This window comes from Mycobacterium gordonae (genome assembly GCF_017086405.1).
GTDB lineage: Bacteria > Actinomycetota > Actinomycetes > Mycobacteriales > Mycobacteriaceae > Mycobacterium > Mycobacterium gordonae_D.
This window is the reverse complement of the sequence record NZ_CP070973.1, coordinates 2,205,434-2,228,080: the sequence shown is the minus strand read 5'-3', so window position 1 is coordinate 2,228,080 and position 22,647 is coordinate 2,205,434. Positions and strand designations below refer to the sequence as shown.

Here is a 22,647-nt window from a genome sequence, read left to right as displayed (position 1 = left end):
ACGTCCACCCGCCGCGCCGGCGCCCGGCCGCGCACCGCCAATAATCGGTATCGGCCCGGTACCGCCAGAATCCGTCCCACACCCTGTTCACCCACCGCACAGCCACCACGGACCCCCGGTGCTGGGCAAAGACGAGCTTCCCGACTTGGACGAATTCACCCCGGGATGACGCCAACGCCGTTGACTTCCCTTGGTCCCGCAACCACGACAGCCTAAACACAGTGCCCAAGCATGGAGAATCATGACGCAACCCGATCAGAACAGGCACGCAGCGAGCCAGCCTGGATCGACCGTACAAGACAGGCTGCGCGCCGAGCTGCTCACCAGTGCGCTCTACGATCTGGTGCCGCTCGCGGAGGTTGAATCGGTGATCATCCACGACAACCTCGCTGCGACCCTTTCGGCCCGACAAGAGTTGGCTTTGCGAACCATCCGATCGCTCCTGGAAGAGGAGCTGATGCAACTCGGGGACCTCCCCTACCCGGGCGAAAAATTCGCAGGATGGGACCTCTCGATCGACGCCGCGATGGGCCGCGTCCACGATCTCTTCGTCGGCAAGTACGAACAACCTGATCTCTGGGAATTCACGATCTGGCTGGGACTGACTCCCGCTGGAGAACGCCAAGCCCATAGGCTCAAGGGTGAAGCAGCCAATTAATGCGCCTAACCCCCCGAAGGGTTACCGCGACGGTTTCGCCCTCCGCGTTGTCGACAGCGTGTCATACACCGGCGTCAACTAGTTCTTGTCGGTGACTCCCGCGGCGGCGTTACGGCATATCTCGCGGCGGTCGGGGTTGGGCTCTTTGTTGTCGGTGATACATCCCGGCCACGCAAACCACATCACCGCCGCTCAACACAGCCGTCGCCGAGGTTGAGGGCAATCCCGCCACCAATAAGATCGCCTTGAGTCACCGGCTCATATCGGTTGATATCACCGACTGATAAGTGACGTGCTGATCCGCGATGTTCCTGACGATGTGCTTGCTGGGCTCGATGCGCGGGCTGCCGAGTTGGGCTGTCGCGCGTTGAGTACATTCGCCGTCGCCTTGCTCAAGACGCTCGCACGCCACATGTGTCGGTCACGCGCGAAGACCTACATCGGATGGGGCGTACCGTCGCGGGCCTCGCCGACGACGACCTGATGCGCCAGGCCTGGCGATGACGGAAGCGTCATGGCTGATCGACAAGTCGGCCCTGGCGCGCCTCGCGCATAGCCACGAGCCAGAGATCTGGGGCAAGCGAATCGAGCGCAGCCTGGTCCATATCAGCAATCTGACCCGTCTGGAATTCGGGTATTCGGCTCAGTCCGGTGACGTCGCTCGACGTGAGTTCCGCGAATCGCCCTTGGCTGCAATGCCCGTCGAGTATCTGACGCCGAAAATTGAAGACCTCGCGTTGGAAGTCCAACTGCTGCTAGCAGATCGCGGCCAACACCGGGGGCCGTCGATCCCCGATCTCATCATCGCGGCCACCGCCGAGCTGGCGGGATCGACCGTCCTGCACGTCGACACAGACTTTGACACCATCGCCGCGATAACTGGACAACCCGTAACGCGGCTTGCCTACACCAGCAGCAGTCCGTAACTGGCGACCGCCGGCTTCGCCGAATCGCGGCCAGAACAGGAAGGTCATGACATCACGCGGCCTTACCCTGGGCGAGGAGACGCTATCCGACATGGGACTGGCTGAAGCGATCGAATGCCCGATTGAATCAACCGCTTTCTGCTTGTTCGCCAGATTCGTAGCCCCTCCGCGTACACCATGAAGGCGTACCGGCAAGACTTTCCGGCCATCGCGAGTCTGATCACCGCCGGCCAACCAGCGAGCATGAATGTAGTTGACGTAAATAGAGATTCGATACGGGATGCGTTCGCCGCTCTACGCGCAAGGGCACTAAGCGGCCACGACTGCGACTGACTATCAACGTATTCGGGCCCGGGCAGGGGGATCGCGGGCGCAGACTGCCCTCGAACTGCCGAGGACCGGTTCATCTAACAGGCCGAGCATGCGGCTGAGCTCGGAGCCACCGGTCTGCTTAGGCTGAGCCCATGACGAAACTCGCGATCATCTACTATTCCGCGACCGGCCACGGCACCTCCATGGCCAAACGCGTCGCCGCGGCCGCCGAAACCGCCGGCGCCGAAGTCCGAGTCAGGCACATCGCCGAAACCCGCGACCCCGCGTCGTTCGCACAGAACCCGGCCTGGATAGCGAATTACGCAGCGACCAAGGATCTTCCGGCGGCCACCGGTGCAGACATCGAGTGGGCCGACGCGGTGATCTTCGGCTCCCCCACCCGCTTCGGCTCGGTCGCCTCGCAGCTGCGGGACTTTCTGGACGGGCTCGGCGGACTGTGGGCCGCGGGCAAGCTCGCGGACAAGGTTTATGCCGGCTTCACGTCGAGCAACACGCTGCACGGCGGCCAGGAGACCACGCTGCTGACGCTCTACGTCACGCTCATGCATTTCGGCGGCATCATCGTGCCGCCCGGATACACCGACCCGTCGAAGTTCGTCGACGGCAACCCGTATGGGGCGAGCCTGGTTTCGACGCACGACAACATCACCGAGTTCGACGAGGCCACGGCCGACGCCCTGGACCACCTCGCCCGCCGGGTCGTCTCGATCGCCGACCGGCTCATCTGAGGCTACGCGAGCAGACGCAAAAGCCCCTTGGAACGCGCGTTCCAAGGGGCTTTTGCGTCTGCTCGGCCTACTAGGCCGTCTCGGTGATCGGCCGGTCGACCCAGCTCATCAAGTCGCGCAGCTTTTTACCGGTGACCTCGATGGGGTGCTCGGCGTTCTCCTTACGCAACTGCTCGAGCTGCTTGTTGCCGCCCTCGACGTTGGCCACCAGCTTCTTGACGAAGTCGCCATTCTGGATGTCGCGCAGAATCTCCCGCATCCGCTCCTTGGTGCCGGCGTCGATGACGCGCGGGCCCGACAGGTAGCCACCGAACTCCGCGGTGTCGGAGACCGAGTAGTTCATCCGGGCGATGCCGCCCTCGTACATCAGGTCGACGATCAGCTTGAGCTCGTGCAGCACCTCGAAGTACGCCATCTCCGGCGGGTAGCCCGCCTCGACCATCACATCGAAGCCGGTCTTCACCAATTCCTCGGTGCCACCGCACAATACGGCCTGCTCACCGAACAGGTCGGTTTCGGTCTCGTCCTTGAAGGTGGTCTTGATGACGCCGGCGCGGGTGCCGCCGATGGCCTTGGCGTAGGACAGCGCCAGCGCCTGGCCATTGCCGGTCGGATCCTGCTCGACGGCGATCAGCGCGGGCACGCCCTTGCCGTCGACGAACTGACGGCGCACCAGGTGGCCGGGGCCCTTCGGCGCGACCATTGCGACGGTGACGTCCGCGGGCGGCTTGATCAGGCCGAAGTGGATGTTGAGGCCGTGGCCGAAAAACAGTGCGTCGCCGGCCTTCAGGTTGGGCTCGATGTCGCCTGCGAAGATTTCGGCCTGCGCCGTGTCGGGCGCGAGCAGCATGATCACGTCAGCCCACTTGGCCACCTCGGCCGGGGTGTCGACCTCAAGGCCCTGCTCCTCGACCTTGGCGCGCGACTTCGAGCCCTCCTTCAGGCCCACCCGAACTTCGACGCCTGAGTCACGCAGGCTCAGCGAGTGCGCGTGGCCCTGGCTGCCGTAACCGATCACACCGACCTTGCGGCCCTGAATGATCGACAGATCAGCGTCGTCGTCGTAGAACATCTCTAATGCCTGCGGCACGGGTATTACTCCTTCTTGTCAAACAGCTGGAAATTACTTGGCGGTGCCGATGCCACGCGGCCCGCGAGCCATCGACACCACACCGGACTGCACGATCTCGCGGATACCGAACGGCTCCAATACTCGCAACAGCGCCTCGAGCTTGCCGCGGTTTCCGGTGGCCTCCACGGTCAATGACTCTGGCGATACGTCAATCACGTTGGCGCGGAACAGGTTGACCGCCTCGATCACCTGGCTGCGGGTGCCGGCGTCGGCGCGCACCTTGATCAGCGCCAGCTCCCGGTCCACCGAGTTGTCGGCGTCCTGCTCGACGATCTTGATCACGTTGATCAACTTGTTGAGCTGTTTAGTGATCTGTTCGAGCGGGGTTTCCTCGGCGGAGACGACGATCGTCATCCGCGACATGTCCTTCTGCTCGGTGGCGCCGACGGCTAGGGACTCGATGTTGAACCCCCGCCTCGAGAACAGCGCTGCCACGCGGGCGAGGACACCCGGCGTGTCCTCGACGAGAACCGAGAGTGTGTGCGTCTTCGGCGAACCGTTGGTCATCAGGCGTGCCCTTCGGTGATGTCGTCGAACAGGGGACGGATGCCGCGTGCGGCCTGGATCTCGTCGTTGCTGGTGCCGGCGGCGACCATCGGCCAGACCTGCGCGTCGGCGCCGACGATGAAGTCGATCACCACCGGCCGGTCGTTGATCTCGCGCGCCCGGTTGATCATCTCTTCGACGTCTTCCTCACGCTCGCAACGCATTCCGACGCATCCCAGCGCTTCGGCCAGCTTGACGAAATCCGGGATGCGGTGCGAGTGGGTGGCCAGGTCGGTCTGCGAGTAGCGCTCTTCGTAGAACAGCGTCTGCCACTGCCGCACCATGCCCAGGTTGCCGTTGTTGATCAGCGCCACCTTGATCGGGATGCCCTCGATGGCGCAGGTGGCCAGTTCCTGGTTGGTCATCTGGAAGCAGCCGTCGCCGTCGATCGCCCACACCTCGGTGTCCGGCAGGGCGATCTTGGCGCCCATAGCCGCCGGGATGGCAAAGCCCATGGTGCCCAGTCCGCCGGAATTCAGCCAGGTACGCGGCTTTTCGTACTTGATGAACTGCGCCGCCCACATCTGGTGCTGACCGACGCCGGCCACGTAGATGGCGTCCGGACCGGCGATCTGACCGAGCTTCTCGATCACGAATTCCGGGCCCAGGCTGCCGTCGCTCTGCGGGTCGTAGCTCAGCGGGTAGGTCTTGCGGACGCTCTCCAAGTATTCCCACCAGTCCGCCATGTCGAGGTTGCCGGGAGTGTCATAGTGCCGCAGCATCTCGATGAGGTCGGTGATGACGTTCTTGACATCGCCGACGATCGGCACATCGGCGTGCCGGTTCTTGCCGATCTCGGCGGGGTCGATGTCGGCGTGGATGACTTTGGCTTCGGGAGCGAACGACTCGAGCTTGCCGGTGACCCGGTCGTCGAATCGGGTGCCCAGCGCGATCAGCAGGTCACTGCGTTGCAGTGCGGCCACCGCGCCCACCGTGCCGTGCATGCCGGGCATGCCCATGTTCAGCCGGTGACTGTCCGGGAATGCGCCCCGCGCCATCAGCGTGGTGACCACCGGGATACCGGTGAGCTCGGCCAGCTGCAGGAGTTCCTGGGTCGCCTCGCCGCGGATTATGCCGCCGCCGACGTACAGAACCGGCTTGCGCGCGGCCGCGATCAGCTTGGCGGCTTCACGGATCTGCCGGTTGTGCGGTTTGGTGTTCGGCTTGTAGCCAGGCAGTTCCATCCGCGGCGGCCAGCTGAACGTGCACTGGCCCTGCAGAACGTCTTTCGGGATGTCCACCAGCACCGCGCCCGGGCGCCCGGACGCGGCGATGTGGAACGCCTCGGCGATCACCCGGGGAATCTCGTCACCGGTGCGGACCAGAAAGTTGTGCTTGGTGATCGGCATGGTGATGCCCGAGATGTCGGCCTCCTGGAAGGCGTCGGTCCCGATCAGCTGCCGTCCGACCTGGCCGGTGATGGCCACCACGGGGATGGAGTCCATCTGCGCGTCGGCCAGCGGAGTCACCAGGTTGGTGGCGCCCGGGCCCGAGGTCGCCATGCACACCCCGACCCGGCCGGTGGCATGCGCGTAGCCGCTGGCGGCGTGGCCGGCGCCCTGTTCGTGGCGGACCAGAACGTGGCGCAGCTGCTGGGAGTCGAACAGCGGGTCGTAGACCGGCAATACCGCGCCACCCGGGATGCCGAAGATGACATCGACGTCGAGTGCCTCCAACGACCGGATGACGGCTTGAGCACCAGTAAGCTGGTGCGGCGCAATGCGTTTCGGTTGGCCAGTGGCCGGCTTGGCGGTGGCTTTCCCGGCGTCCGAGGCGATTTCGGCCGCCTCTTGCGAGGCGGGCGTCGCGTCCGGTGCCGCTGGCTTGGTGGGTGCGCTCACTGTTTCCTCTTCGGTTTTTTCGTGTGTGGCGTCTCGGGGCATTAAAAAACCCCCGTCAGCTCAGCTGCTGTACGAGGGTCGCGTTGGTGCTCGATAGAGCTAGTCAGGCACCAACGCGCCGACTAATTACTACGAGCATTCCGAACTCCATAGCGTCCGACGGTAGCCTTCGCACTGCTCAACCGTCAAATCCGGTCCGCTCCGTGACCCGCGCCCGCGCGCGGTGCAATGATGCGAGGGTGGTTACCGAGTCGCCCGTCGTCATCAAGCTCTCGCCGATGGCGCATCTCGCCGTCGGGTTTTTGACCCTGTGCCTGCTGGTCCCGGTGACGGCCTTCCCGTTCACCGCCCCGATATTGGTGATTCCGGTGTTGTTGTCCGCCTTGATCATCCGATTCCGCACGGTTGCCGACGACCGCGGCGTGACGGCGCGCACGCTGCTGGGCAGCCGGTCGGTAGCCTGGGAGGACATCGATGGATTACGGTTCCACCGCGGCAACTGGGCACGCGCGCACCTGAAAGACGGATCGGAGCTGCGCCTGCCTGCGGTCACCTTTGCCACGCTGCCGCAGCTGACCGAAGCCAGCGCGGGCCGGGTGCCCAACCCCTACCGCTGACCGATCGCGCGAGCATCAGGCCAGCGGGTTCACACCGTTCAGCAGTACCCACACGGCGATTCCCGCGGCGATACCGGCCAGCAGCGCCACGAACGACCCGATGAAGGGTCGGTGGGCCCAGCCACGACCGGCGTCCAGGCCGTAGCGCCCCGGACCGGCCAAGATGACGGCGACGGCCATGACGATCAAGCTGATCTGGTACTCGTGCCCGTCCGGCAGGAAGTAGGTGAAGGTGTTGGTGCGCGGCCGCGCTGAGGCGGACGCGAGTAGACCGTTGAGCAGGAAGGCCAGCGCTCCCGCGGCCGCGATCGGGGTGAAGAGCCCCAGCACCAGCAGCACCCCGGCGACGATCTCACCGCCCGCACTGACGTAGGCCAGGATGTCGGCGTGCTGGAAGCCGATGTCGTGCAGCGAGTTTCTGAATCCGTGCAGGCCGGACCCGCCCCACCAGCCGAACAGCTTCTGCAACCCGTGCGCGATCAGCACCGCGCCGAGTCCGACGCGCAGGACCAGCAGGCCGAAGTTCTGGGTGCCGCGCCGGCCGGCGGCGCGCTGGCGCTCCTCTTCCTCGTCGATGTCGATAGCGACGGGAGCGGCCGGGATGTGCCGGCTGGCCGGTTGTGGTTGCACGTACGGCAACGGCTCCTGCGCGTCCAGCAAGTTGTAGGACGAGCCGCCGGTCTGAGGTTCGTACGGCGGGATGATCGTCGTGGTGCCGGTGTTGGCGAAGTTGCCCGAGTATCCGGCGGGGGTGAGGTCGTCTTCGGGGTCGACCAGGCTTGCCGAGGCAGGACGGCTGGAGGTTGGCACCGCGGGACTGTCCGGCCGCTGCCAATGCGAATCATTCGAACTGGTCACTCGTGTCAGGGTAAGGGCAATTCGGCCTGAAGCTGGGATTTGAGCGGCGCTTTCGCCGGTTAAATCCGCAGTTGGACCACTGGAAGGTTTCGATACGCCCCAGAACCGACCCGCTATCGGCCAAACACCGGCATTCCGGCGGTCCGGCCGATTGCTGCCGGACCCTGCGGAACCGCCGGGCAGGCCCCGGTGACGCAGACGCCGCCGCACCGGGGAGACCAGTGACAGCCCTTACGTCGCCGCCCTGAACACCGCGGATCACCCGCGTACTCAGCGAGGCATAACGTCGCGGTGAACGGCCCGTTCCGGCGGCAGGTGGCGGCCCTGACCGCAGATTCCGTAGCCTGTCGGTCATGCGGATAAGGCGGTCGGTTCGGTGCGCGCTGGCTGCGCTGTGTGCGGCGGTGCTGGTGTCGAGCGGCTGCGCGCGGTTCAACGACGCCCAGTCCCAGCCGTTCACCACCAATCCGGAACTCAAGCCGCAGCCCAGCTCCACGCCTCCTCCGCCGCCTCCTCTGCCGCCCACGCCATTTCCCAAGGCATGCCCGGCGCCCGGGGTGATGCAGGGGTGCCTGGAAAGCACCAGCGGCCTGATCATGGGCGTCGACAGCAAGACCGCCCTGGTCGCCGAGCGGACCACCGGCGCCGTGAAAGAGATCTCCGTCAGCGCCGAACCCAAGGTCAAGATGGTCATCCCGGTCGATCCGTCCGGCGACGGCGGCCTGATGGACATCGTGCTGTCGCCCACCTTTTCCCAGGACAGACTGATGTACGCCTACATCAGCACGCCCACCGACAACCGTGTCATCCGCATCGCCGAAGGCGACGTCCCCAAAGACATCCTGACCGGAATCCCGAAAGGCGCCACCGGGAACACCGGTGCCCTGATCTTCACCACCCCCACGACGCTGGTCGTGATGACCGGCGACGCCGGCAACCCGGCCATGGCCGCCGACCCGAGATCGCTGGCCGGCAAGGTGTTGCGCATCGAGCAACCCACCACCCTTGGCCAGGCGCCCCCGACGACGGCGTTGTCGGGCATCGGGTCGGGCGGGGGCATGTGTATCGATCCCGTCGACGGATCGCTGTACATCGCCGACCGCACGCCCGGCGCCGACCGGTTACAGCGCGTCACCAAGAAGTCCGAGGTCTCCACGGTGTGGACCTGGCCCGACAAGCCCGGGGTGGCCGGCTGCGCGGCGATGGACGGCACCGTGCTGGTGAACCTGATCAATACGAAGCTGACGGTGGCGGTGCGGCTCGCGCCGAAAACGGGCGCGGTCACCGGCGAGCCCGATGTGGTCCGCAAGGACACCCACGCGCATGCCTGGGCGCTGCGGATGTCGCCGGACGGCAACGTCTGGGGCGCGACGGTGAACAAGACCGCGGGTGACGCCGAGAAGCTCGACGATGTGGTGTTCCCGCTGTTCCCGCAGGGCGGCGGCTTCCCCCGCAACAACGACGACAAGACCTGACCGGGTCCGCTCGCGAGCGCCTCAGACCGGCGCGCTCCTCAGAACGGTGCGTTCAGCGTGAACCTCATGCCGTACTTGGGTTGCGCGGCGGTCCGTTCACCGGTGTACAGCCCCTGCGGCGCTTCCTGGCCGGGCTCGTACTCGTCGTCCAGATCGGACAGATAGAGCAGCTCGTCGGCATTCTCGGGCGCCCAGGCGGCGACCGGCTCCAGCAAATAAGCCACATGGTCGGCGACGGGGCTGCGGCTGACCGTCCGACCGACGAACCACGCGGCCGCGTCGTCGAGGATCGGCATTCCCAGCGGACCGGCGCGCCAGGAGCAATGCGCGAACGGGTCTTCGGATCGGTTGCCGAACAGTTCGGCCAGCACGTGCTGGCCGCGCGGCAACACGTGCACCGCCACGTATTCGGACCGGCTGCCCACCTCGTGGGTGGAGCTGTCACACGGCAGACCCACCATGAAGCTCGGGGGCTGCACGCTGGTCTGGGTGCCGAAGGCGACCAGACACCCCGACGCGACACCGTCGGCCGCGGTGGTCACCACAAACACAGGAGAGTCCAGCATCGACATCAGGTCGTCGAACGGTTCACCGATCACCCCACCATGATGGGTCCGCCGGAGCCGTCGCGGGCTCTTTCCGGTCCTTTTCCTACCGAAGTCCTACGCGGTCACGCGTGGTGGCCGGGATCCATACCCCTGACGTCGGCAAACCGAATCGGTTCGTCGTCACCTGCGGCGGACCACGCGTCGACGGGCTGCAGCAGATAGCCGACGTGATCACCCATGTCGAACCGATCCAGCGCCGCACCCACCATCCAGGCCAGCGCATCGTCGAGGATGGGCATGCCGGCGGCGCCGGTGTGCCACGCGCAGCGATCGAACTTGTCGATCTCGTCTTCGGTTTCGCCGCCGAACAGCTCGGCCAGAGCAGAGTCGCGGTGCGACAACACGTGCACCGCAAGGTGATCCGATCGGCTTGCCACACCGAATGTGTGGTTGGCGCGGGAGATTCCGACCAGCAACCGCGGCGGGTGGATGCTCGCCTGAGTCGAGAAGCCGACCAGGCACCCTGCGCGCTGCCCCTGGGCTGCGGTAGTCACCACGAGCATCGCGGTGTTCATCGTCTCGGTCAGCCGCTCCAGCCAGTCGCCGCCCACGCCACCATGATGAACCAGTTGACAGGCATACTCGAATCGGGTGCCGAGCATGCCGGGGAACTATTCATGGCAATACGGTCCATCAACGTTATGGGTGATGGCCGGGTCGCAGGCCGCTTCCACCGACCGCGATGGTCGCGCCGACCAGGTCGCCACCCCACTCCCGGTCGCCGTGACCGCGGCCGGGTTGGTCTCCGCCGTCCACGTCGGGCCCGAGGCGGCGCGTAGCGTCCCACCGCAGATCGCGCAGTGGGACGCCATCCGCAGCCATTACCCGGCAGTGGCCGACTGGATAGACGGCGATGCCGCCGGCCGACAAGCCGCGGCCGCGGCAACGGACGTTCCCGCCGGCAGGATGAGTCGTGCCGGCGTCGTCGACTACCTGGGGACAGTCAACAGCAGCGCCGACGCCGTCCGCTGGCTGACGACCAGGCCCGACTACTGGGTTACCGCCGGATCATCCGTCGACGTCGCCTCAATGGCGGTCGCCGAGTTCCGGCAGGACTACGAACACGCGGCGATGATCGGCCCCATCAACATTTATCGCCGCTGCGCACCGGGGCGTCAGGCCTGACCGCAGGCCGCCAACACCAGTTCACGCACCCGGGCCGCATCCGCCTGCCCGCGAGTCGCCTTCATCACCGCGCCGACGATCGCGCCCGCCGCGGCCACCTTGCCACCCCGAATCTTTTCTGCGACATCCGGGTTGGCGGCCAGCGCCTCGTCCACCGCGGCCTGGGTGAGCGAATCGTCGCGCACCAGTGCCAGCCCGCGAGCTGTCATCACCTCTTCGGGTCCGCCCTCCCCGGCCAGCACACCTTCGACGACCTCACGCGCCAGCTTGTTGGACAACTTGCCCTGGTCCACCAGTACGATCACCTCGGCGACCGCAGCCGGCGTGATGGCCAGTTCGTCCAGACCGATACCGGCCTCATTGGCCTTCTGCACCAAATAGTTTCCCCACCAGGAACGCGCTTCCTTGCTAGGGGCCCCGTGCTTGACGGTCTCGGCGACCAATTCGACGGCACCCGCGTTGACGAGGTCACGCATCACCTCGTCGGAGATCCCCCACTCCTGCTGAATTCTCTTGCGGCTCAACCACGGGAGCTCAGGAATGGTCTGTCGCAGCCGCTCGACCAGCTCGCGGCTGGGTGCGACGGGTTCCAGGTCGGGCTCGGGGAAGTAGCGGTAGTCCTGGGCGGTCTCCTTGGCGCGGCCGGGGCTGGTGTAGCCGGCCTCGTGGAAATGTCTTGTCTCCTGGACGATCTCGCCACCGGCAATCAAAACGGCTGCCTGGCGCTGCATTTCGTACCGGACCGCAACCTCGACGCTCTTCAGCGAGTTGACGTTCTTGGTCTCGGTGCGGGTGCCGAATTCACCCGCGCCCTTGGGCATCAGCGATACGTTGGCGTCGCAGCGCATCGAGCCCTGATCCATCCGGACATCGGAGACGTCGAGCCCGCGCAACATGGCTCGCAGCGCGGTCACGTAGGCCCGGGCGATCTGCGGGGCGCGTTCCCCGGCGCCCACGATGGGCTTGGTGACAATCTCGATCAGCGGCACCCCGGCCCGGTTGTAGTCGATCAGCGACGTGGTCGCGCCGTGGATCCGGCCTGTTTCACTGCCGATGTGGGTGAGCTTGCCGGTGTCCTCCTCCATGTGGGCACGCTCGATTTCCACCCGCCAGGTGGTGCCGTCCTCGAGCGGCGCTTCCAGGTAGCCGTTGATGGCGATCGGCTCGTCGTATTGGGAGATTTGGTAGTTCTTCGGCATGTCCGGGTAGAAGTAGTTCTTCCGGGCGAACCGGCACCATTCGACGATCTCGCAGTTCAGTGCCAGGCCGATGCGGATCGCCGACTCTACCGCCACCTGGTTGAGCACCGGCAGGGAACCCGGTAGGCCCAGGCAGACCGGGCACACCTGGGTGTTGGGCTCGCCGCCGAAGGTGTTGGCGCAACCGCAGAACATCTTGGTGGCGGTGGACAGTTCCACGTGAACTTCGAGTCCGAGCACCGGATCGAAACGTTCCATGACCTCGTCGTATTCGAGCAGCTCAGCACCAGCAACCGTCATAGGTGTCGATCCTAGTGGTGCTGGCGTGCCTGCTCTCAGGACGCCGGTTGCCGGGTGGGGAACGTGCGCGCCAGCGCGGCCGCCATCTCCAAATACGAACGTCGGCTTTCTTTGCTCAGCCGTTCCAGCCCGATCTCGTTGCCTTGATGCACGTGCCGATCGAACGGCAGCACCACGGTCGCCGACACCAGATTGGACAGGTCGTGAAGTTCTTTTTCCGCCAACGTGCTGACCTTGGTCCGCTCGACGTGGTTCACCGCCAGCACCGTCGACCCGAGCAGTCTGCGATATCCGTTTTGGCGCAACCACTGCAGCGTGGTGTGAGTCTTCTGGATCGCATCGATCGAGGTACTCGTGACGACCACGAGGGCGCGGGTTTCGGGCAGCACTGCCTGCATCACGCCTGACTTGAGGGTCTTGGGACAGTCGACCAGCATCAGTGCGTAGTGGTTTCGCAGGATCGAGAACGCTTTGACGAAATCCTCGCGAGTGGGAACCCAGTGACTGCTCGCGTAGTCCGGGGGCCCCAGTGCCTCCAGCCCCGAACTGTTCTTATAGGTGTGGGCCCGCACGTCGTCGTATCGCGTCACATGGCCATCCACCAGAAGGTCGGCCAGACTCAGGTTGTTTCGCCGGCCGTGCCGGTCAGCCAGGTCACCGGCGTCGATGTCGACGGCAATGACCCGGTCGGAACGCAGCCCGGCGAAAGTCGAGCCGAGCGCTTCCACCACCGCCGTCTTGCCGACGCCGCCCTTGAGATTCAGGACGGCAATCGAGTGCACGCCCCCCAGCGGCGCACGGATCTGCTCTTTCAGGGCATTTTCGTGCGCCGTTTCTTTGCTAGGTCCCAGATCGAGCCCGGTGTAGCGATGCACCAGTTCGCGCCAGCCAGGGCGCGCAGGGGCCTCGGGTTCGATGGCGTCCAGCGCCGTCCCGCCCGGGATGCGCTCGCGGCGCGTCGGCTGCGCAGCGGGGGGCGCGGGCACAGCCGGCCCGAAACGGGCCGCAATGCGATCCCGCTGGAGCGCAGCATTGTCTGGACGGCGTTTCTGGGGGATTGTCGCGTCTGGGTCGCCGGTGCTCACTCGCCAGCTCGGCTGAACCGGACTGCATTGCGTCCAAGCCGGTGAATCGGGCCGCTCAAGGACTCCGCGATGCACACCGCGGTTATTCATATTCGACGTATAGCCGATTCTTGAACTCGAAAAACCTGCGAATCGGTGAAGACCCGGCAAACGTCAGCCGAAGAATGCGGCGGCGTCGTCGTAGCGGCTTTCGGGCACCAGCTTGAGTTGGCGCACGGCGTCGGCGAGCGGTACCCGACCGATGTCCTGCCCTCGCAGCGACACCATCTGCCCGTACTCGCCCGCATGCGCCGCGTCGGCCGCGTTGACCCCGAACCGGGTGGCCAGCACCCGGTCATAGGCCGTCGGTGAACCGCCGCGCTGGACGTGACCCAGCACCGTCACCCGGACGTCCTTGTTGATGCGCTTTTCCACTTCGGCCCCGAGCTGGGCGGCCACACCGGTGAACTTCTCGTGGCCGAATTCGTCGAGTCCGCCTTCGCGCAGCGCAATCGAGCCCGCCACCGGCTTGGCCCCTTCGGCGACCACACAGATGAAGTGGGAGTCGCCGCGCTGGAAGCGACGCTTGACCAGCCGGCACACCTCCTCGACGTCGAAGGGCTGTTCGGGGATCAGGGTCATGTGCGCGCCGGACGCCAGGCCCGCGTTGAGTGCGATCCAGCCGGCGTGGCGGCCCATCACCTCGACCAGCATGACGCGCTGGTGGGATTCGGCGGTGCTGTGCAGGCGGTCGATGGCGTCGGTAGCCACCGTCAGCGCGGTGTCGTGGCCGAAAGTCACGTCCGTGCAATCGATGTCGTTGTCGATGGTCTTAGGCACCCCGACCACCGGGACATTCTCCTCGGAGAGCCAGTGCGCCGCCGTCAGCGTGCCCTCGCCGCCGATCGGGATCAGGACGTCGATGCCGTTGTCGTCGAGCGTCTGCTTGATCTGATCGAGCCCCGCCTTGAGTTTGTCAGGGTGCACGCGCGCGGTGCCGAGCATTGTTCCGCCCTTGGCCAGCAACCGGTCGTTGCGGTCGTCGTTCTTCAGTTGCATGCGCCGGTTCTCCAGCAGCCCGCGCCACCCGTCCTGGAAGCCGACCACCGACGAGCCGTAGCGGGCGTCGCAGGTGCGCACTACCGCCCGGATGACGGCGTTGAGGCCGGGACAGTCGCCACCGCCTGTGAGAACTCCGATCCGCATAACCTCATCTTGCCCTGTGACCTCCGACCCGGCGCGCGCAGACGCAAAATCCCCCGAAACCGCATATGTTGGTGCTTTTGCGTCTGTTCGCGCCCCTCAGATAGCGGTCGGCAGCGCGCCGCGGGCCGCCTCGTAGGCCGCTCCCACGCGGTACAACCGGTCGTCAGCCAGGGCGGGGGCCATGATCTGCAGGCCCACCGGCAGTCCGTCGTCCGGGGACAACCCCGCCGGCACCGACATACCGCAGTGACCGGCCAGGTTCAGCGGTAACGTGCACAGGTCGAACAGGTACATGGCCAGCGGATCGTCGACCTTCTCCCCCAACCGGAACGCGGTGGTCGGCGTCGCCGGCGACACCAGCACGTCGACGGACCGGTATGCCTCGTCGAGATCCCGGGCGATCAGCGTCCGCACCTTCTGGGCCTGGTTGTAGTAGGCGTCGTAGTAGCCGGCGGATAAGGCATAGGTGCCGATCATGATGCGCCGCTTGACCTCCGGGCCGAAACCGGCCGCCCGCGTCATCGCCATCACCTCTTCGGCGCTGTGCGTGCCGTCGTCACCGACCCGTAGGCCGTAACGCATGGCGTCGAACCGGGCCAGGTTGCTCGACACCTCCGACGGCAGGATCAGGTAATACGCCGGCAGCGAATAGTCGAAGTGCGGACAGTCGACCTCGCTGACCTGGGCGCCCAGCGCCTTGAGCTGCTCAACGGCGGCTTCGAACGAGGCCAGTACGCCCGGCTGGTAGCCCTCGCCGGTGTGCAGTTGACGCACCACCCCGACCCGCACGCCGGTCAGGTCGCCAGCAGCGCCCGCCCGAGCAGCGCCGACGACGTCGGGCACCTGCGCGTCGATCGAGGTGGAATCGCGAGGGTCGTGGCCGGCGATCACCTGGTGCAGCAGGGCGGTGTCCAGGACGGTTCGCGCGCACGGACCGCCCTGATCCAGCGACGACGCGCAGGCGATCAGCCCGTAGCGCGACACCGTGCCGTAGGTGGGTTTGACGCCGACGGTGGCGGTCAGCGCCGCCGGCTGCCGGATCGAGCCGCCGGTGTCGGACCCGATGGCCAGAGGCGCCTGGAACGCGGCCAGGGCCGCCGCGCTGCCGCCGCCGGACCCACCGGGGACCCGCTCGACGTCCCACGGGTTGCGGGTCGGGCCGAAGGCGGAGTTCTCCGTCGACGAGCCCATGGCGAACTCGTCCATATTGGTCTTGCCCAGAATCGGGATGCCCGCCGCGCGCAGCCGTACCGTCAGCGTGGCGTCATACGGCGACTGCCAGCCTTCCAGGATCTTGGAGCCGCAGGTCGTCGGCATGTCGGCGGTGGTGAAGACGTCTTTGAGTGCCAGTGGCACTCCGGCCAGGGCCGACGGGAGCTGCTCACCGGCGGCCACTGCCTCGTCGACGGCCGCAGCCGCCGCCAGGGCCTGGTCGGTCGCTACGTGCAGGAACGCTCCGTAGCGGTCGTCTGTCGCCGCGATCTGGTCCAGGCAGGCCCGGGTGACCTCGACCGACGAGACTTCCTTGGCGGCGATCTTGGCGGCCAGGGTGGCGGCATCGAGCCGGATGATGTCGGTCACTGGCTCTCCCCCAGGATCTGCGGGACCGCGAAGCGCCCGTCGACCGCCGCCGGCGCCGCAGCGAGCGCCTGCTGCTGAGTCAGGCAGGGCGCCGGTTCGTCCGGACGGGTCACGTTGACGTCCTTAAGCGGGTTGTCGGTGGCTTCGACGCCGGTGACGTCGACGGCCTGAATCTGGCTGACGTGGCTCAAGATGGCGTCAAGCTGGCCGGCGAAACTGTCCAGCTCGGTCTCGGTCAAGGCCAGCCGGGCCAGCCGGGCCAGGTGGGCCACCTCGTCGCGGGAGATCTGGGACACGAGCGAAAAGCCTAACGTGCCGCGCGTGCGAAGCTGGCTTCACGCTCGTCTACCAGCGTCAAGGCGACTTCATGCTGGCTTACGGCGACCGTCCGGGGGCAGCGGCCGACATGCCGCCCGCGCGTCGCTGTGCAACAGTGTTGGCCGTGCCGTCGTATCTGTTGCGCATCGAGTTGGTCGACCGACCAGGCAGTCTGGGGTCGCTCGCCGTCGCGCTCGGTTCGGTGGGTGCCGACATCCTGTCGCTGGACGTCGTGGAGCGCGCCGCTGGATACGCGATCGACGACCTGGTGATCGAACTGCCCCCGGGAGCGATGCCGGACACGCTGATCACCGCCGCCGAATCGCTACCCGGAGTCCGGGTGGACAGCGTGCGCCCGCACACCGGCCTGCTCGAGGCACACCGGGAGCTGGAACTGCTGGACCGCGTCTCGGCGGCTGGCGACAACGCGTCGCGGCTGCAGGTTCTGGTCGACCAAGCGCCCAGAATCCTGCGGGTGAGCTGGTGCACCGTGCTGCGCGACCACCAGGGCAGGCTGCAGCGGCTCGCCGGCAGCGCCGGGGCACCGGAAACGCGGGCCGATTCGGCCCCCTGGTTGCCGATCGAACACGCCTTGACGCTGGACGGCAGTGCCGAATGGGTCCCGCAGGCCTGGCGCGACATGGACACGACCATGGTCGCCGCGCCACTGGGCGACTCACACACCGCGGTGGTGCTGGGCCGGCCGGGCCCCGAATTCCGGCCGTCGGAAGTGGCCAGACTCGGTTACCTGGCCGGCATCGTCGCCACCATGCTGCGCTGATACGCAATCCGGCCACGCAGCGAATTCGCCACGATATATTTAGATCGCTACCGCCAGTACGAACGCGTTGTCGGGGTCCGCAACGGACCGCTTTCAGCAAACTAGCTCGAAGACAGAGATGCAAAGCCACACTCCCGCAACCAGTTTGCACGCCATCATCACGACGGTGGCCACCAAACTGCTGGGCGCCACCAGCAATACGGCCGTGGCGAGCAGCACCGAGGTCCTGGCCGAGCTGGTGCGTTACCTGGACGTCGACGTGAGTTTTCTGCGGCACAACGACCACACCGTCCGGGCGACCGTGCTGGTTGCCGAATGGCCGCCGCGGCCGGATGTACCGGACCCGGATCCGTTGCACACCATCTATTTCGCTGATGCCGACCCGGTGTTCGCGCTCGCCGAGAACGCGAAGGAACCGGTCATCCTGCGTCCCGAATCCCAGAACGAGGAGTATCAACAGACCATTTCCGAAGCCAGTGGCATCCCGGCGGTCTCGCTGGCCTCCATTCCGTTGCTCTCCGGCGAGGTCACCACCGGGACGCTCGGCTTCGTCAAGTACGGCGATCGCAGATGGAGCGACGAGGAGATCAACGCACTGACGGTGGTCGCCACGATGTTGGCCCAGGTCCAAGCTCGGATCAGCATCGAGGATCAGTTGAGCTATCAAGCCAGCCACGATGACTTGACCGCCCTGCCGAACCGGCGCGCTCTGGTGCATCACCTCGACCAGCGCCTGGCCACAGGTCAGCCCGGCCCGGTGACCGTGTTGGTCTTCAACCTCGACCGGCTTAAGGCGATCAACGACTATCTCGGGCACGAGGCCGGTGATGCGTTCATTCGCGACTTCGCGGCCGAAGCTGGCGCGGCAATGGAGGGGCAGGGCCTGATCGCCCGGACCGCCGGCGACGAGTTCGTCGTCGTGCCGGCCGGGCCGATGGACGTCGTGACGGCCAGACGGTTGGCCGAACATCTCAGTTCACGGCTCACCGACCACGTTGCCATCGGCGGAGAAGTTCTCAACCGCACGGTGAGCATCGGCGTCGCGACCGGCATGCCCGGCAAAGACTCCAGCCTGGACCTGCTCAGGCATGCCGATGACGCACTGCAGTGCACCAAAGGTACCGGCGCACAACGGATTGGCGTCATCTCCACCGACGTGATCAACCGGCGCAAGGTTCGCGCAGACATCGAGCTGCACCTGCCGGGCGCCATCGAGACCGATGCGCTGACGGTGCTGTACCTGCCGGAAATCGACATGCTGACCGGCAAGATCCTGGCGATCGAGGCGCTGGCGCGCTGGCAGCACCCGACCCGGGGACTCTTGCTGCCAGACGTGTTCATCCCGGTCGCCGAATCGCTCAATCTGGCCGGCGAACTGGGCAAGTGGGTACTCAACGCGGCTTGCGCCGATCTGTCCGGGTGGCGCGCCGACGGCGTCGGTCTCGACACCATGCTGCGGGTCAATGTCTCCCCGGCTCAGCTGGTGGCGCAGGACCTGGTCAACACCGTGAGTCAGACGGTCGGAAAGTTCGGCCTCAGCGGGATGACGCTCGGGCTGGAAATCACCGAGAGCATGCTCATCAGAGACGTGGCGAGCACCCGGGCCACCTTGAGTGCGCTCACCGACCTCGGGATCGACATCGCCATCGACGACTTCGGCACCGGCTTCAGCGGAATGGGACTGCTGCGAACCTTGCCGGTGAGCACCCTGAAGATCGACCGTGGGTTCGTCCGGGATCTCGACGTCAGCGCCGACGATCTGGCCATCGTTCGGGCGGTCATGGGACTGGCCGAGGCGTTGGATCTCAACGTGGTCGCCGAAGGTGTGGAGAGCGAGGGCGCGGCCCGGACGCTGCTGAAGGAAGGGTGCGTGCGGGCTCAGGGATTCCTGTTCTGCCGGCCGCTGTCCGCGACGGCAACCCGGCAGCTACTCGCCAGAGGCACCCTCGACACGGGATTGCGTTAGTGCCGTTGGGGTTTCACCACCGGATCGTCGTCTTCCCACAACAGCAGTTGCCGGACCGCCGGGCGAGGGCCGTACGGCCGTAGCATCTGGCTGGCCGGTCGCGGGCGCACACGTTGCGGCCACCAGAACCAACGTCCCAGTAGTGCCGCGATCGACGGGGTCATGAATGACCGCACGATCAGCGTGTCGAACAACAGACCCAACCCGATCGTCGTCCCGATCTGACCGAGCACCTGGAAGCCGCTGAACAGGAAGGCGCACATGGTGACGGCGAAAACCAGGCCCGCCGAGGTGACCACGGAACCGGATCCGGCCATCGCCCGGATAATTCCGGTGTTGAGTCCGGCGCCGATCTCTTCGCGGAATCGGGAAATCAACAGCAAGTTGTAATCCGAACCAACGGCCAGCAGCAGGATCACCGCCAGCGCGAGCACCACCCAGTACAGCTTGATCCCGAACATGTACTGCCACACCAGTACTGACAACCCGAATGACGCGCCGAGCGAGAGTGCCACCGTGCCGACGATCACCAACGCGGCGACCAGACTGCGGGTCAGCGTCATCATGATCAGCAGAATCAGGCTCAGGGCCGCGATTCCGGCGATCATCAGATCGTATTTGGCGCCGTCCTGGATGTCGGCGTAGGTGGCCGCGGTGCCGCCGAGATAGAACTTCGCCTCGGCCATGGGCGTGCCCTTCACGGCTTCGTGTGCGGCGTTTCTGATCGGCTCGATATGGGAAATGCCCTCCGGAGTGGCCGGGTCACCTTCGTGGGTGATGATCATTCGGGCGGCCTTGCCGTCGGGTGAGAGGAACAGCTTGAGCCCGCGTTTGAAGTCGGGATTGTGGAAGACTTCCGGTGGCAGGTAGAAGGTGTCGTCGTTCTTGGCGGTGTCGAAGGCACGCCCCAGCGCCGTTGAGTTCTCGATGGCCGCGGCGGTCTGGGCGTAAATGCCGGACAGGGTGGCGTAATTGGCCATCGTCAGGTCGTGATTGGTTTCCTGGCTGGCGATCTGCTGCGGGATCAGGGCCACCAGTTTGGGCTGCAGCGCATCGAGTCGCTCCAGGGTGGCCGTGAGGTCCTGGAACCGAGACGTGAGTTGATCGATCCCATCCAGAGCGTCGAGGACCGAGCGAATCGCGAAGCAGGCCGGGATGTCGAAACAGTGTTTCTCCCAATAGAAATAGCTCCGGATGGGCCGGAAGAAGTCGTCGAAATTGGCGATCTTGTCGCGCAGGTCGTTCATGATGGCGACGGTGTCCCGGAAGCTCTGGGCTTCGCTGTGGGTGGTGGCCGCGAGTTCCTGCTGCAGGGTGTACTGCTGGCGCAGGATGTCGATGCCCTTCGACAGCTCCCCGGCCTGCCGCAGCAGGTCGTCCGCGCGATCTCGTTGGTAACGGAGGTTTTCGGTCTGGTTGGCGCTCTGTGCGCTGATCTGAAACGCCAGTGAGGTGTGGTTGAGCGGAGTGCCCAACGGTCTGGTGATGGATTGCACCTGCGCGATGCCGGGTAGGTGGAACACCGCCTTGGCCACCCGGTCCAGGATCAGCATGTCGGCTGGATTGCGCATGTCGTGATCGCTTTCCAGCATCAGCAACTCCGGTTCCAGGCGGGCCCGGGAAAAATGTCGCTCGGCGGCGGCGTATCCGACGTTCGCCGCCGCACTGGCCGGCATGTAGGGGCGGGTGTCGTAACTCGTCTTGTACCCGGGCAGGGTGAGCAGTCCGATGAAGGCCAGCGTGCACGCCACCGTCAGCACCGGACCGGGCCACCGGACGATGGCCGTGCCGATGCGCCGCCAGCCGCGGGTCCGCATGGCGCGTTTGGGTTCGAAGATGCCGACCTGGGCGCCCAGAGTCAACACGGCAGGCGCCAGGGTGAGAGCGGCGACCAGGGCGACCAAGATGCCCAGTGCGGCCGGGATACCCAGGCTCTGGAAGTACGGCAGCCGGGTGAAGCTCAAGCAGAACACCGCGCCGGCAACGGTCAGGCCCGACCCCAGGACAATGTGAGCCGTGCCGCGGAACATGGTGTAGTAGGCCGTATCTCGGTCTTCACCGGCGGAGCGGGCTTCCTGGTAGCGCCCGACAACGAAGATCGCGTAGTCGGTCCCGGCGGCGATCACCAACAGGGTGAGCAAGTTCGTCGCATAGGTCGACAATCCGATGATGCCGGCGTTGCCCAGAAAGGCGACGATGCCGCGGGCGGCGGCCATCTCGACCAGGACGGTCACCAGCACCAGCAGCATCGTCAAGAAGGAGCGGTACACGAACAGCAGCATCAACGCGATCACTCCGACGGTGATGCCGGTGACCTTGGCGGTCCCCTTGCTACCGACGTCGAACTGGTCCGAGATCAGCGGTGCCGCGCCGGTCACGTAAGCCTTCACACCCGGCGGAGGCGGGACGCGCTCAATGATTTGCCTTACCGCGCCGACGGATTCGTTGGCCAGCGCCGAACCCTGGTTGCCGGCGAGGTTGAGCTGCACATAGGCGGCCTTGCCGTCGGTGCTCTGCGATCCGGCGGCGGTCAGCGTGTCGCCCCAGAAGTCCTGGACGTGCTCGACGTGCTTGCGGTCGGCTTCGAGTTTGTGGATCAAGGTGTCGTAGTACCGGTGGGCGTCGGCGCCCAGCGGCTGATCGCCTTCCAGGACGACCATGGCCGTGCTGTCGGTGTCGAACTCGTGGAACTTCTGTCCGATGCGCTTGGTCGCCTGCAGCGACGGCGCATCGGCCATGATCAGCGCGACGTTGTGGGTCTTACCGACCTCTTCCAATTGCGGCACCAGGGCATTGGAGACCCCCGCCAGCACCACCCAGAACAGCAGTATCGGCACCGAGAGCCGGCGGATGGTGTGCGGAATTCGCGGCAGTTGCTCGTTGCTCATCCAGATTTGTCCAGACAGAAGGTGTAGGCATAGGGCGTGTTGACCGTGCGTTCGTCCTTGACGTCGCCGTTGACGGTGATCCGGCAGCCGATCGTGTCGCCGCTGCCTTGTGCCACAACGTTTCCCAACACGGCCGGCTCCGTGGTGGTGATGGTGAACGACCATGGCAGCGCGGCATCGACGACCTGCTGCGGTTGGGCGTTGACGTCGAGATAGTTGATGGTGGCCGTCGCACCCGGAGCACCGAAAACCTCCAGGACGACGTGTTTGGGATTGAACGGGACGATCTGGTTGGAAAGGCCGTGGCCGTTCGACGCGACCTTGCCGGAGTCGAACATGCCGTGCAAGCGGTAGATGGCAAATCCCGCCGCGGCTATGACAACCACCGCGACCAGCGCCATCCATCCCCGCCTCAGCAAGGATTTCCGCGAATTAGCCTTCACCCGTTGACCTTTCGATGATCGGGCAATTCGACCGGGACACCGGCGCGATCCTTG

General features: G+C 65.8%; 22 protein-coding genes. 9 read left to right on the top strand and 13 right to left on the bottom strand.

The genetic code is table 11. From position 1 onward, the window contains the following. Window positions 1-241 precede the first annotated feature (241 nt). The 4 genes from JX552_RS09750 to wrbA all read left to right on the top strand — a co-directional run bounded on the left by JX552_RS09750 (window position 242) and on the right by wrbA (window position 2,645). Window positions 242-658, top strand: a complete 417-nt coding sequence (locus JX552_RS09750) for a hypothetical protein (RefSeq protein ID WP_205877134.1) — start codon at window positions 242-244, stop codon at window positions 656-658. Between the two features lie 357 nt (window positions 659-1,015). Then, on the top strand, window positions 1,016-1,162 hold the full coding sequence (locus tag JX552_RS34060; RefSeq protein ID WP_431195974.1) for a hypothetical protein: 147 nt from the start codon (window positions 1,016-1,018) through the stop codon (window positions 1,160-1,162). Then, window positions 1,159-1,584 (top strand): PIN domain nuclease, encoded by a 426-nt coding sequence (locus JX552_RS09745; protein WP_205877133.1) that lies wholly within the window; start codon window positions 1,159-1,161, stop codon window positions 1,582-1,584. The genes JX552_RS34060 and JX552_RS09745 overlap by 4 nt, the downstream gene beginning before the upstream one ends. Window positions 1,585-2,048: 464 nt before the next feature. Continuing rightward, window positions 2,049-2,645, top strand: a complete 597-nt coding sequence (wrbA, locus tag JX552_RS09740) for an NAD(P)H:quinone oxidoreductase (protein ID WP_205877132.1) — start codon at window positions 2,049-2,051, stop codon at window positions 2,643-2,645. 70 nt (window positions 2,646-2,715) lie between these two features. Here the strand turns inward: wrbA and ilvC are convergent, their stop codons facing one another. Genes ilvC through JX552_RS09725 form a run of 3 tightly spaced genes read right to left on the bottom strand, consistent with a single transcriptional unit; the run spans window position 2,716 to window position 6,164 of the window. After that, window positions 2,716-3,717 (bottom strand): ketol-acid reductoisomerase, encoded by a 1,002-nt coding sequence (gene ilvC, locus JX552_RS09735; protein WP_205878348.1) that lies wholly within the window; start codon window positions 3,715-3,717, stop codon window positions 2,716-2,718. Between the two features lie 51 nt (window positions 3,718-3,768). Continuing rightward, a complete protein-coding gene (gene ilvN / locus JX552_RS09730; RefSeq protein WP_205877131.1) occupies window positions 3,769-4,284 on the bottom strand; it encodes an acetolactate synthase small subunit in 516 nt (171 codons plus the stop codon). Beyond that, a complete protein-coding gene (locus tag JX552_RS09725) occupies window positions 4,284-6,164 on the bottom strand; it encodes an acetolactate synthase large subunit (RefSeq protein ID WP_205877130.1) in 1,881 nt (626 codons plus the stop codon). Before JX552_RS09725 ends, ilvN begins: the two co-directional genes overlap by 1 nt. Before the next feature lie 278 nt (window positions 6,165-6,442). Between JX552_RS09725 and JX552_RS09720 the strand changes: the two genes are divergently transcribed. Next, entirely contained in the window at window positions 6,443-6,781 is a 339-nt protein-coding gene (locus tag JX552_RS09720) for a PH domain-containing protein (RefSeq protein ID WP_205878347.1), read from the top strand. A gap of 15 nt (window positions 6,782-6,796) precedes the next feature. Here JX552_RS09720 and JX552_RS09715 read toward each other — a convergent pair whose 3' ends face one another. Continuing rightward, on the bottom strand, window positions 6,797-7,639 hold the full coding sequence (locus JX552_RS09715; protein ID WP_205877129.1) for a DoxX family protein: 843 nt from the start codon (window positions 7,637-7,639) through the stop codon (window positions 6,797-6,799). A gap of 353 nt (window positions 7,640-7,992) precedes the next feature. On the opposite strand from JX552_RS09715, the gene JX552_RS09710 reads away from it, so the two are divergent. Further along, entirely contained in the window at window positions 7,993-9,114 is a 1,122-nt protein-coding gene (locus JX552_RS09710; protein ID WP_205877128.1) for a PQQ-dependent sugar dehydrogenase, read from the top strand. 38 nt (window positions 9,115-9,152) lie between these two features. Here the strand turns inward: JX552_RS09710 and JX552_RS09705 are convergent, their stop codons facing one another. Both JX552_RS09705 and JX552_RS09700 read right to left on the bottom strand, forming a co-directional pair. Next, entirely contained in the window at window positions 9,153-9,686 is a 534-nt protein-coding gene (locus tag JX552_RS09705; RefSeq protein ID WP_205878346.1) for a flavin reductase family protein, read from the bottom strand. Between the two features lie 98 nt (window positions 9,687-9,784). After that, entirely contained in the window at window positions 9,785-10,324 is a 540-nt protein-coding gene (locus JX552_RS09700) for a flavin reductase family protein (RefSeq protein ID WP_205877127.1), read from the bottom strand. A gap of 46 nt (window positions 10,325-10,370) precedes the next feature. Here JX552_RS09700 and JX552_RS09695 point away from each other — a divergent pair, with 46 nt between their 5' ends. Beyond that, window positions 10,371-10,847, top strand: a complete 477-nt coding sequence (locus JX552_RS09695; protein ID WP_241010990.1) for an MgtC/SapB family protein — start codon at window positions 10,371-10,373, stop codon at window positions 10,845-10,847. Here the strand turns inward: JX552_RS09695 and gatB are convergent. From gatB to gatC, 5 genes are all read right to left on the bottom strand, one after another. Further along, window positions 10,838-12,346 (bottom strand): Asp-tRNA(Asn)/Glu-tRNA(Gln) amidotransferase subunit GatB, encoded by a 1,509-nt coding sequence (gene gatB, locus JX552_RS09690; RefSeq protein ID WP_205877126.1) that lies wholly within the window; start codon window positions 12,344-12,346, stop codon window positions 10,838-10,840. The two genes, JX552_RS09695 and gatB, sit on opposite strands and share 10 nt — an antisense overlap. A gap of 35 nt (window positions 12,347-12,381) precedes the next feature. Then, window positions 12,382-13,431, bottom strand: a complete 1,050-nt coding sequence (locus JX552_RS09685; RefSeq protein WP_241010989.1) for a MinD/ParA family ATP-binding protein — start codon at window positions 13,429-13,431, stop codon at window positions 12,382-12,384. A gap of 153 nt (window positions 13,432-13,584) precedes the next feature. Beyond that, window positions 13,585-14,616, bottom strand: coding sequence for an ATP-dependent 6-phosphofructokinase (locus JX552_RS09680; RefSeq protein WP_205877124.1), 1,032 nt, complete (start codon window positions 14,614-14,616; stop codon window positions 13,585-13,587). A 96-nt stretch (window positions 14,617-14,712) separates the two neighbouring features. Continuing rightward, window positions 14,713-16,197, bottom strand: a complete 1,485-nt coding sequence (gene gatA / locus JX552_RS09675) for an Asp-tRNA(Asn)/Glu-tRNA(Gln) amidotransferase subunit GatA (RefSeq protein ID WP_205877123.1) — start codon at window positions 16,195-16,197, stop codon at window positions 14,713-14,715. Then, window positions 16,194-16,493, bottom strand: a complete 300-nt coding sequence (gene gatC / locus JX552_RS09670; RefSeq protein WP_205877122.1) for an Asp-tRNA(Asn)/Glu-tRNA(Gln) amidotransferase subunit GatC — start codon at window positions 16,491-16,493, stop codon at window positions 16,194-16,196. The genes gatA and gatC overlap by 4 nt, the downstream gene beginning before the upstream one ends. Window positions 16,494-16,639: 146 nt before the next feature. Here gatC and JX552_RS09665 point away from each other — a divergent pair, with 146 nt between their 5' ends. Together JX552_RS09665 and JX552_RS09660 are read left to right on the top strand one after the other, a co-directional pair. Beyond that, window positions 16,640-17,296 carry an ACT domain-containing protein gene (locus JX552_RS09665; protein ID WP_205878344.1) on the top strand — a complete coding sequence of 219 codons (657 nt, stop codon included), beginning with the start codon at window positions 16,640-16,642 and terminating at the stop codon, window positions 17,294-17,296. 118 nt (window positions 17,297-17,414) lie between these two features. After that, the gene (locus tag JX552_RS09660; RefSeq protein WP_205877121.1) at window positions 17,415-19,262 is read left to right on the top strand and encodes a putative bifunctional diguanylate cyclase/phosphodiesterase; all 1,848 of its coding nucleotides are present in this window, start codon (window positions 17,415-17,417) and stop codon (window positions 19,260-19,262) included. On the opposite strand, the gene JX552_RS09655 is transcribed toward JX552_RS09660, so the two are convergent. Next, the gene (locus JX552_RS09655; RefSeq protein WP_205877120.1) at window positions 19,259-22,150 is read right to left on the bottom strand and encodes an MMPL/RND family transporter; all 2,892 of its coding nucleotides are present in this window, start codon (window positions 22,148-22,150) and stop codon (window positions 19,259-19,261) included. The two genes, JX552_RS09660 and JX552_RS09655, sit on opposite strands and share 4 nt — an antisense overlap. After that, the gene (locus tag JX552_RS09650) at window positions 22,147-22,593 is read right to left on the bottom strand and encodes an MmpS family transport accessory protein (protein WP_277396053.1); all 447 of its coding nucleotides are present in this window, start codon (window positions 22,591-22,593) and stop codon (window positions 22,147-22,149) included. The genes JX552_RS09655 and JX552_RS09650 overlap by 4 nt, the downstream gene beginning before the upstream one ends. Window positions 22,594-22,647 lie beyond the last annotated feature (54 nt).

Bases quoted from the DNA above. Each gene is read 5' to 3' on its own strand.
- JX552_RS09720 (WP_205878347.1), top strand. From the start codon at position 6,443: ATGGCGCATCTCGCCGTCGGGTTTTTGACCCTGTGCCTGCTGGTCCCG.
- JX552_RS09655 (WP_205877120.1), bottom strand. From the start codon at position 22,150: ATGAGCAACGAGCAACTGCCGCGAATTCCGCACACCATCCGCCGGCTC.
- ilvC (WP_205878348.1), bottom strand. From the start codon at position 3,717: ATGTTCTACGACGACGACGCTGATCTGTCGATCATTCAGGGCCGCAAG.
- wrbA (WP_205877132.1), top strand. From the start codon at position 2,049: ATGACGAAACTCGCGATCATCTACTATTCCGCGACCGGCCACGGCACC.
- ilvN (WP_205877131.1), bottom strand. From the start codon at position 4,284: ATGACCAACGGTTCGCCGAAGACGCACACACTCTCGGTTCTCGTCGAG.
- JX552_RS09750 (WP_205877134.1), top strand. From the start codon at position 242: ATGACGCAACCCGATCAGAACAGGCACGCAGCGAGCCAGCCTGGATCG.
- JX552_RS09700 (WP_205877127.1), bottom strand. From the start codon at position 10,324: ATGCTCGGCACCCGATTCGAGTATGCCTGTCAACTGGTTCATCATGGT.
- JX552_RS09695 (WP_241010990.1), top strand. From the start codon at position 10,371: ATGGCCGGGTCGCAGGCCGCTTCCACCGACCGCGATGGTCGCGCCGAC.
- JX552_RS09705 (WP_205878346.1), bottom strand. From the start codon at position 9,686: ATGTCGATGCTGGACTCTCCTGTGTTTGTGGTGACCACCGCGGCCGAC.
- JX552_RS09745 (WP_205877133.1), top strand. From the start codon at position 1,159: ATGACGGAAGCGTCATGGCTGATCGACAAGTCGGCCCTGGCGCGCCTC.
- gatB (WP_205877126.1), bottom strand. From the start codon at position 12,346: ATGACGGTTGCTGGTGCTGAGCTGCTCGAATACGACGAGGTCATGGAA.
- JX552_RS09710 (WP_205877128.1), top strand. From the start codon at position 7,993: ATGCGGATAAGGCGGTCGGTTCGGTGCGCGCTGGCTGCGCTGTGTGCG.
- JX552_RS09660 (WP_205877121.1), top strand. From the start codon at position 17,415: ATGCAAAGCCACACTCCCGCAACCAGTTTGCACGCCATCATCACGACG.
- JX552_RS09680 (WP_205877124.1), bottom strand. From the start codon at position 14,616: ATGCGGATCGGAGTTCTCACAGGCGGTGGCGACTGTCCCGGCCTCAAC.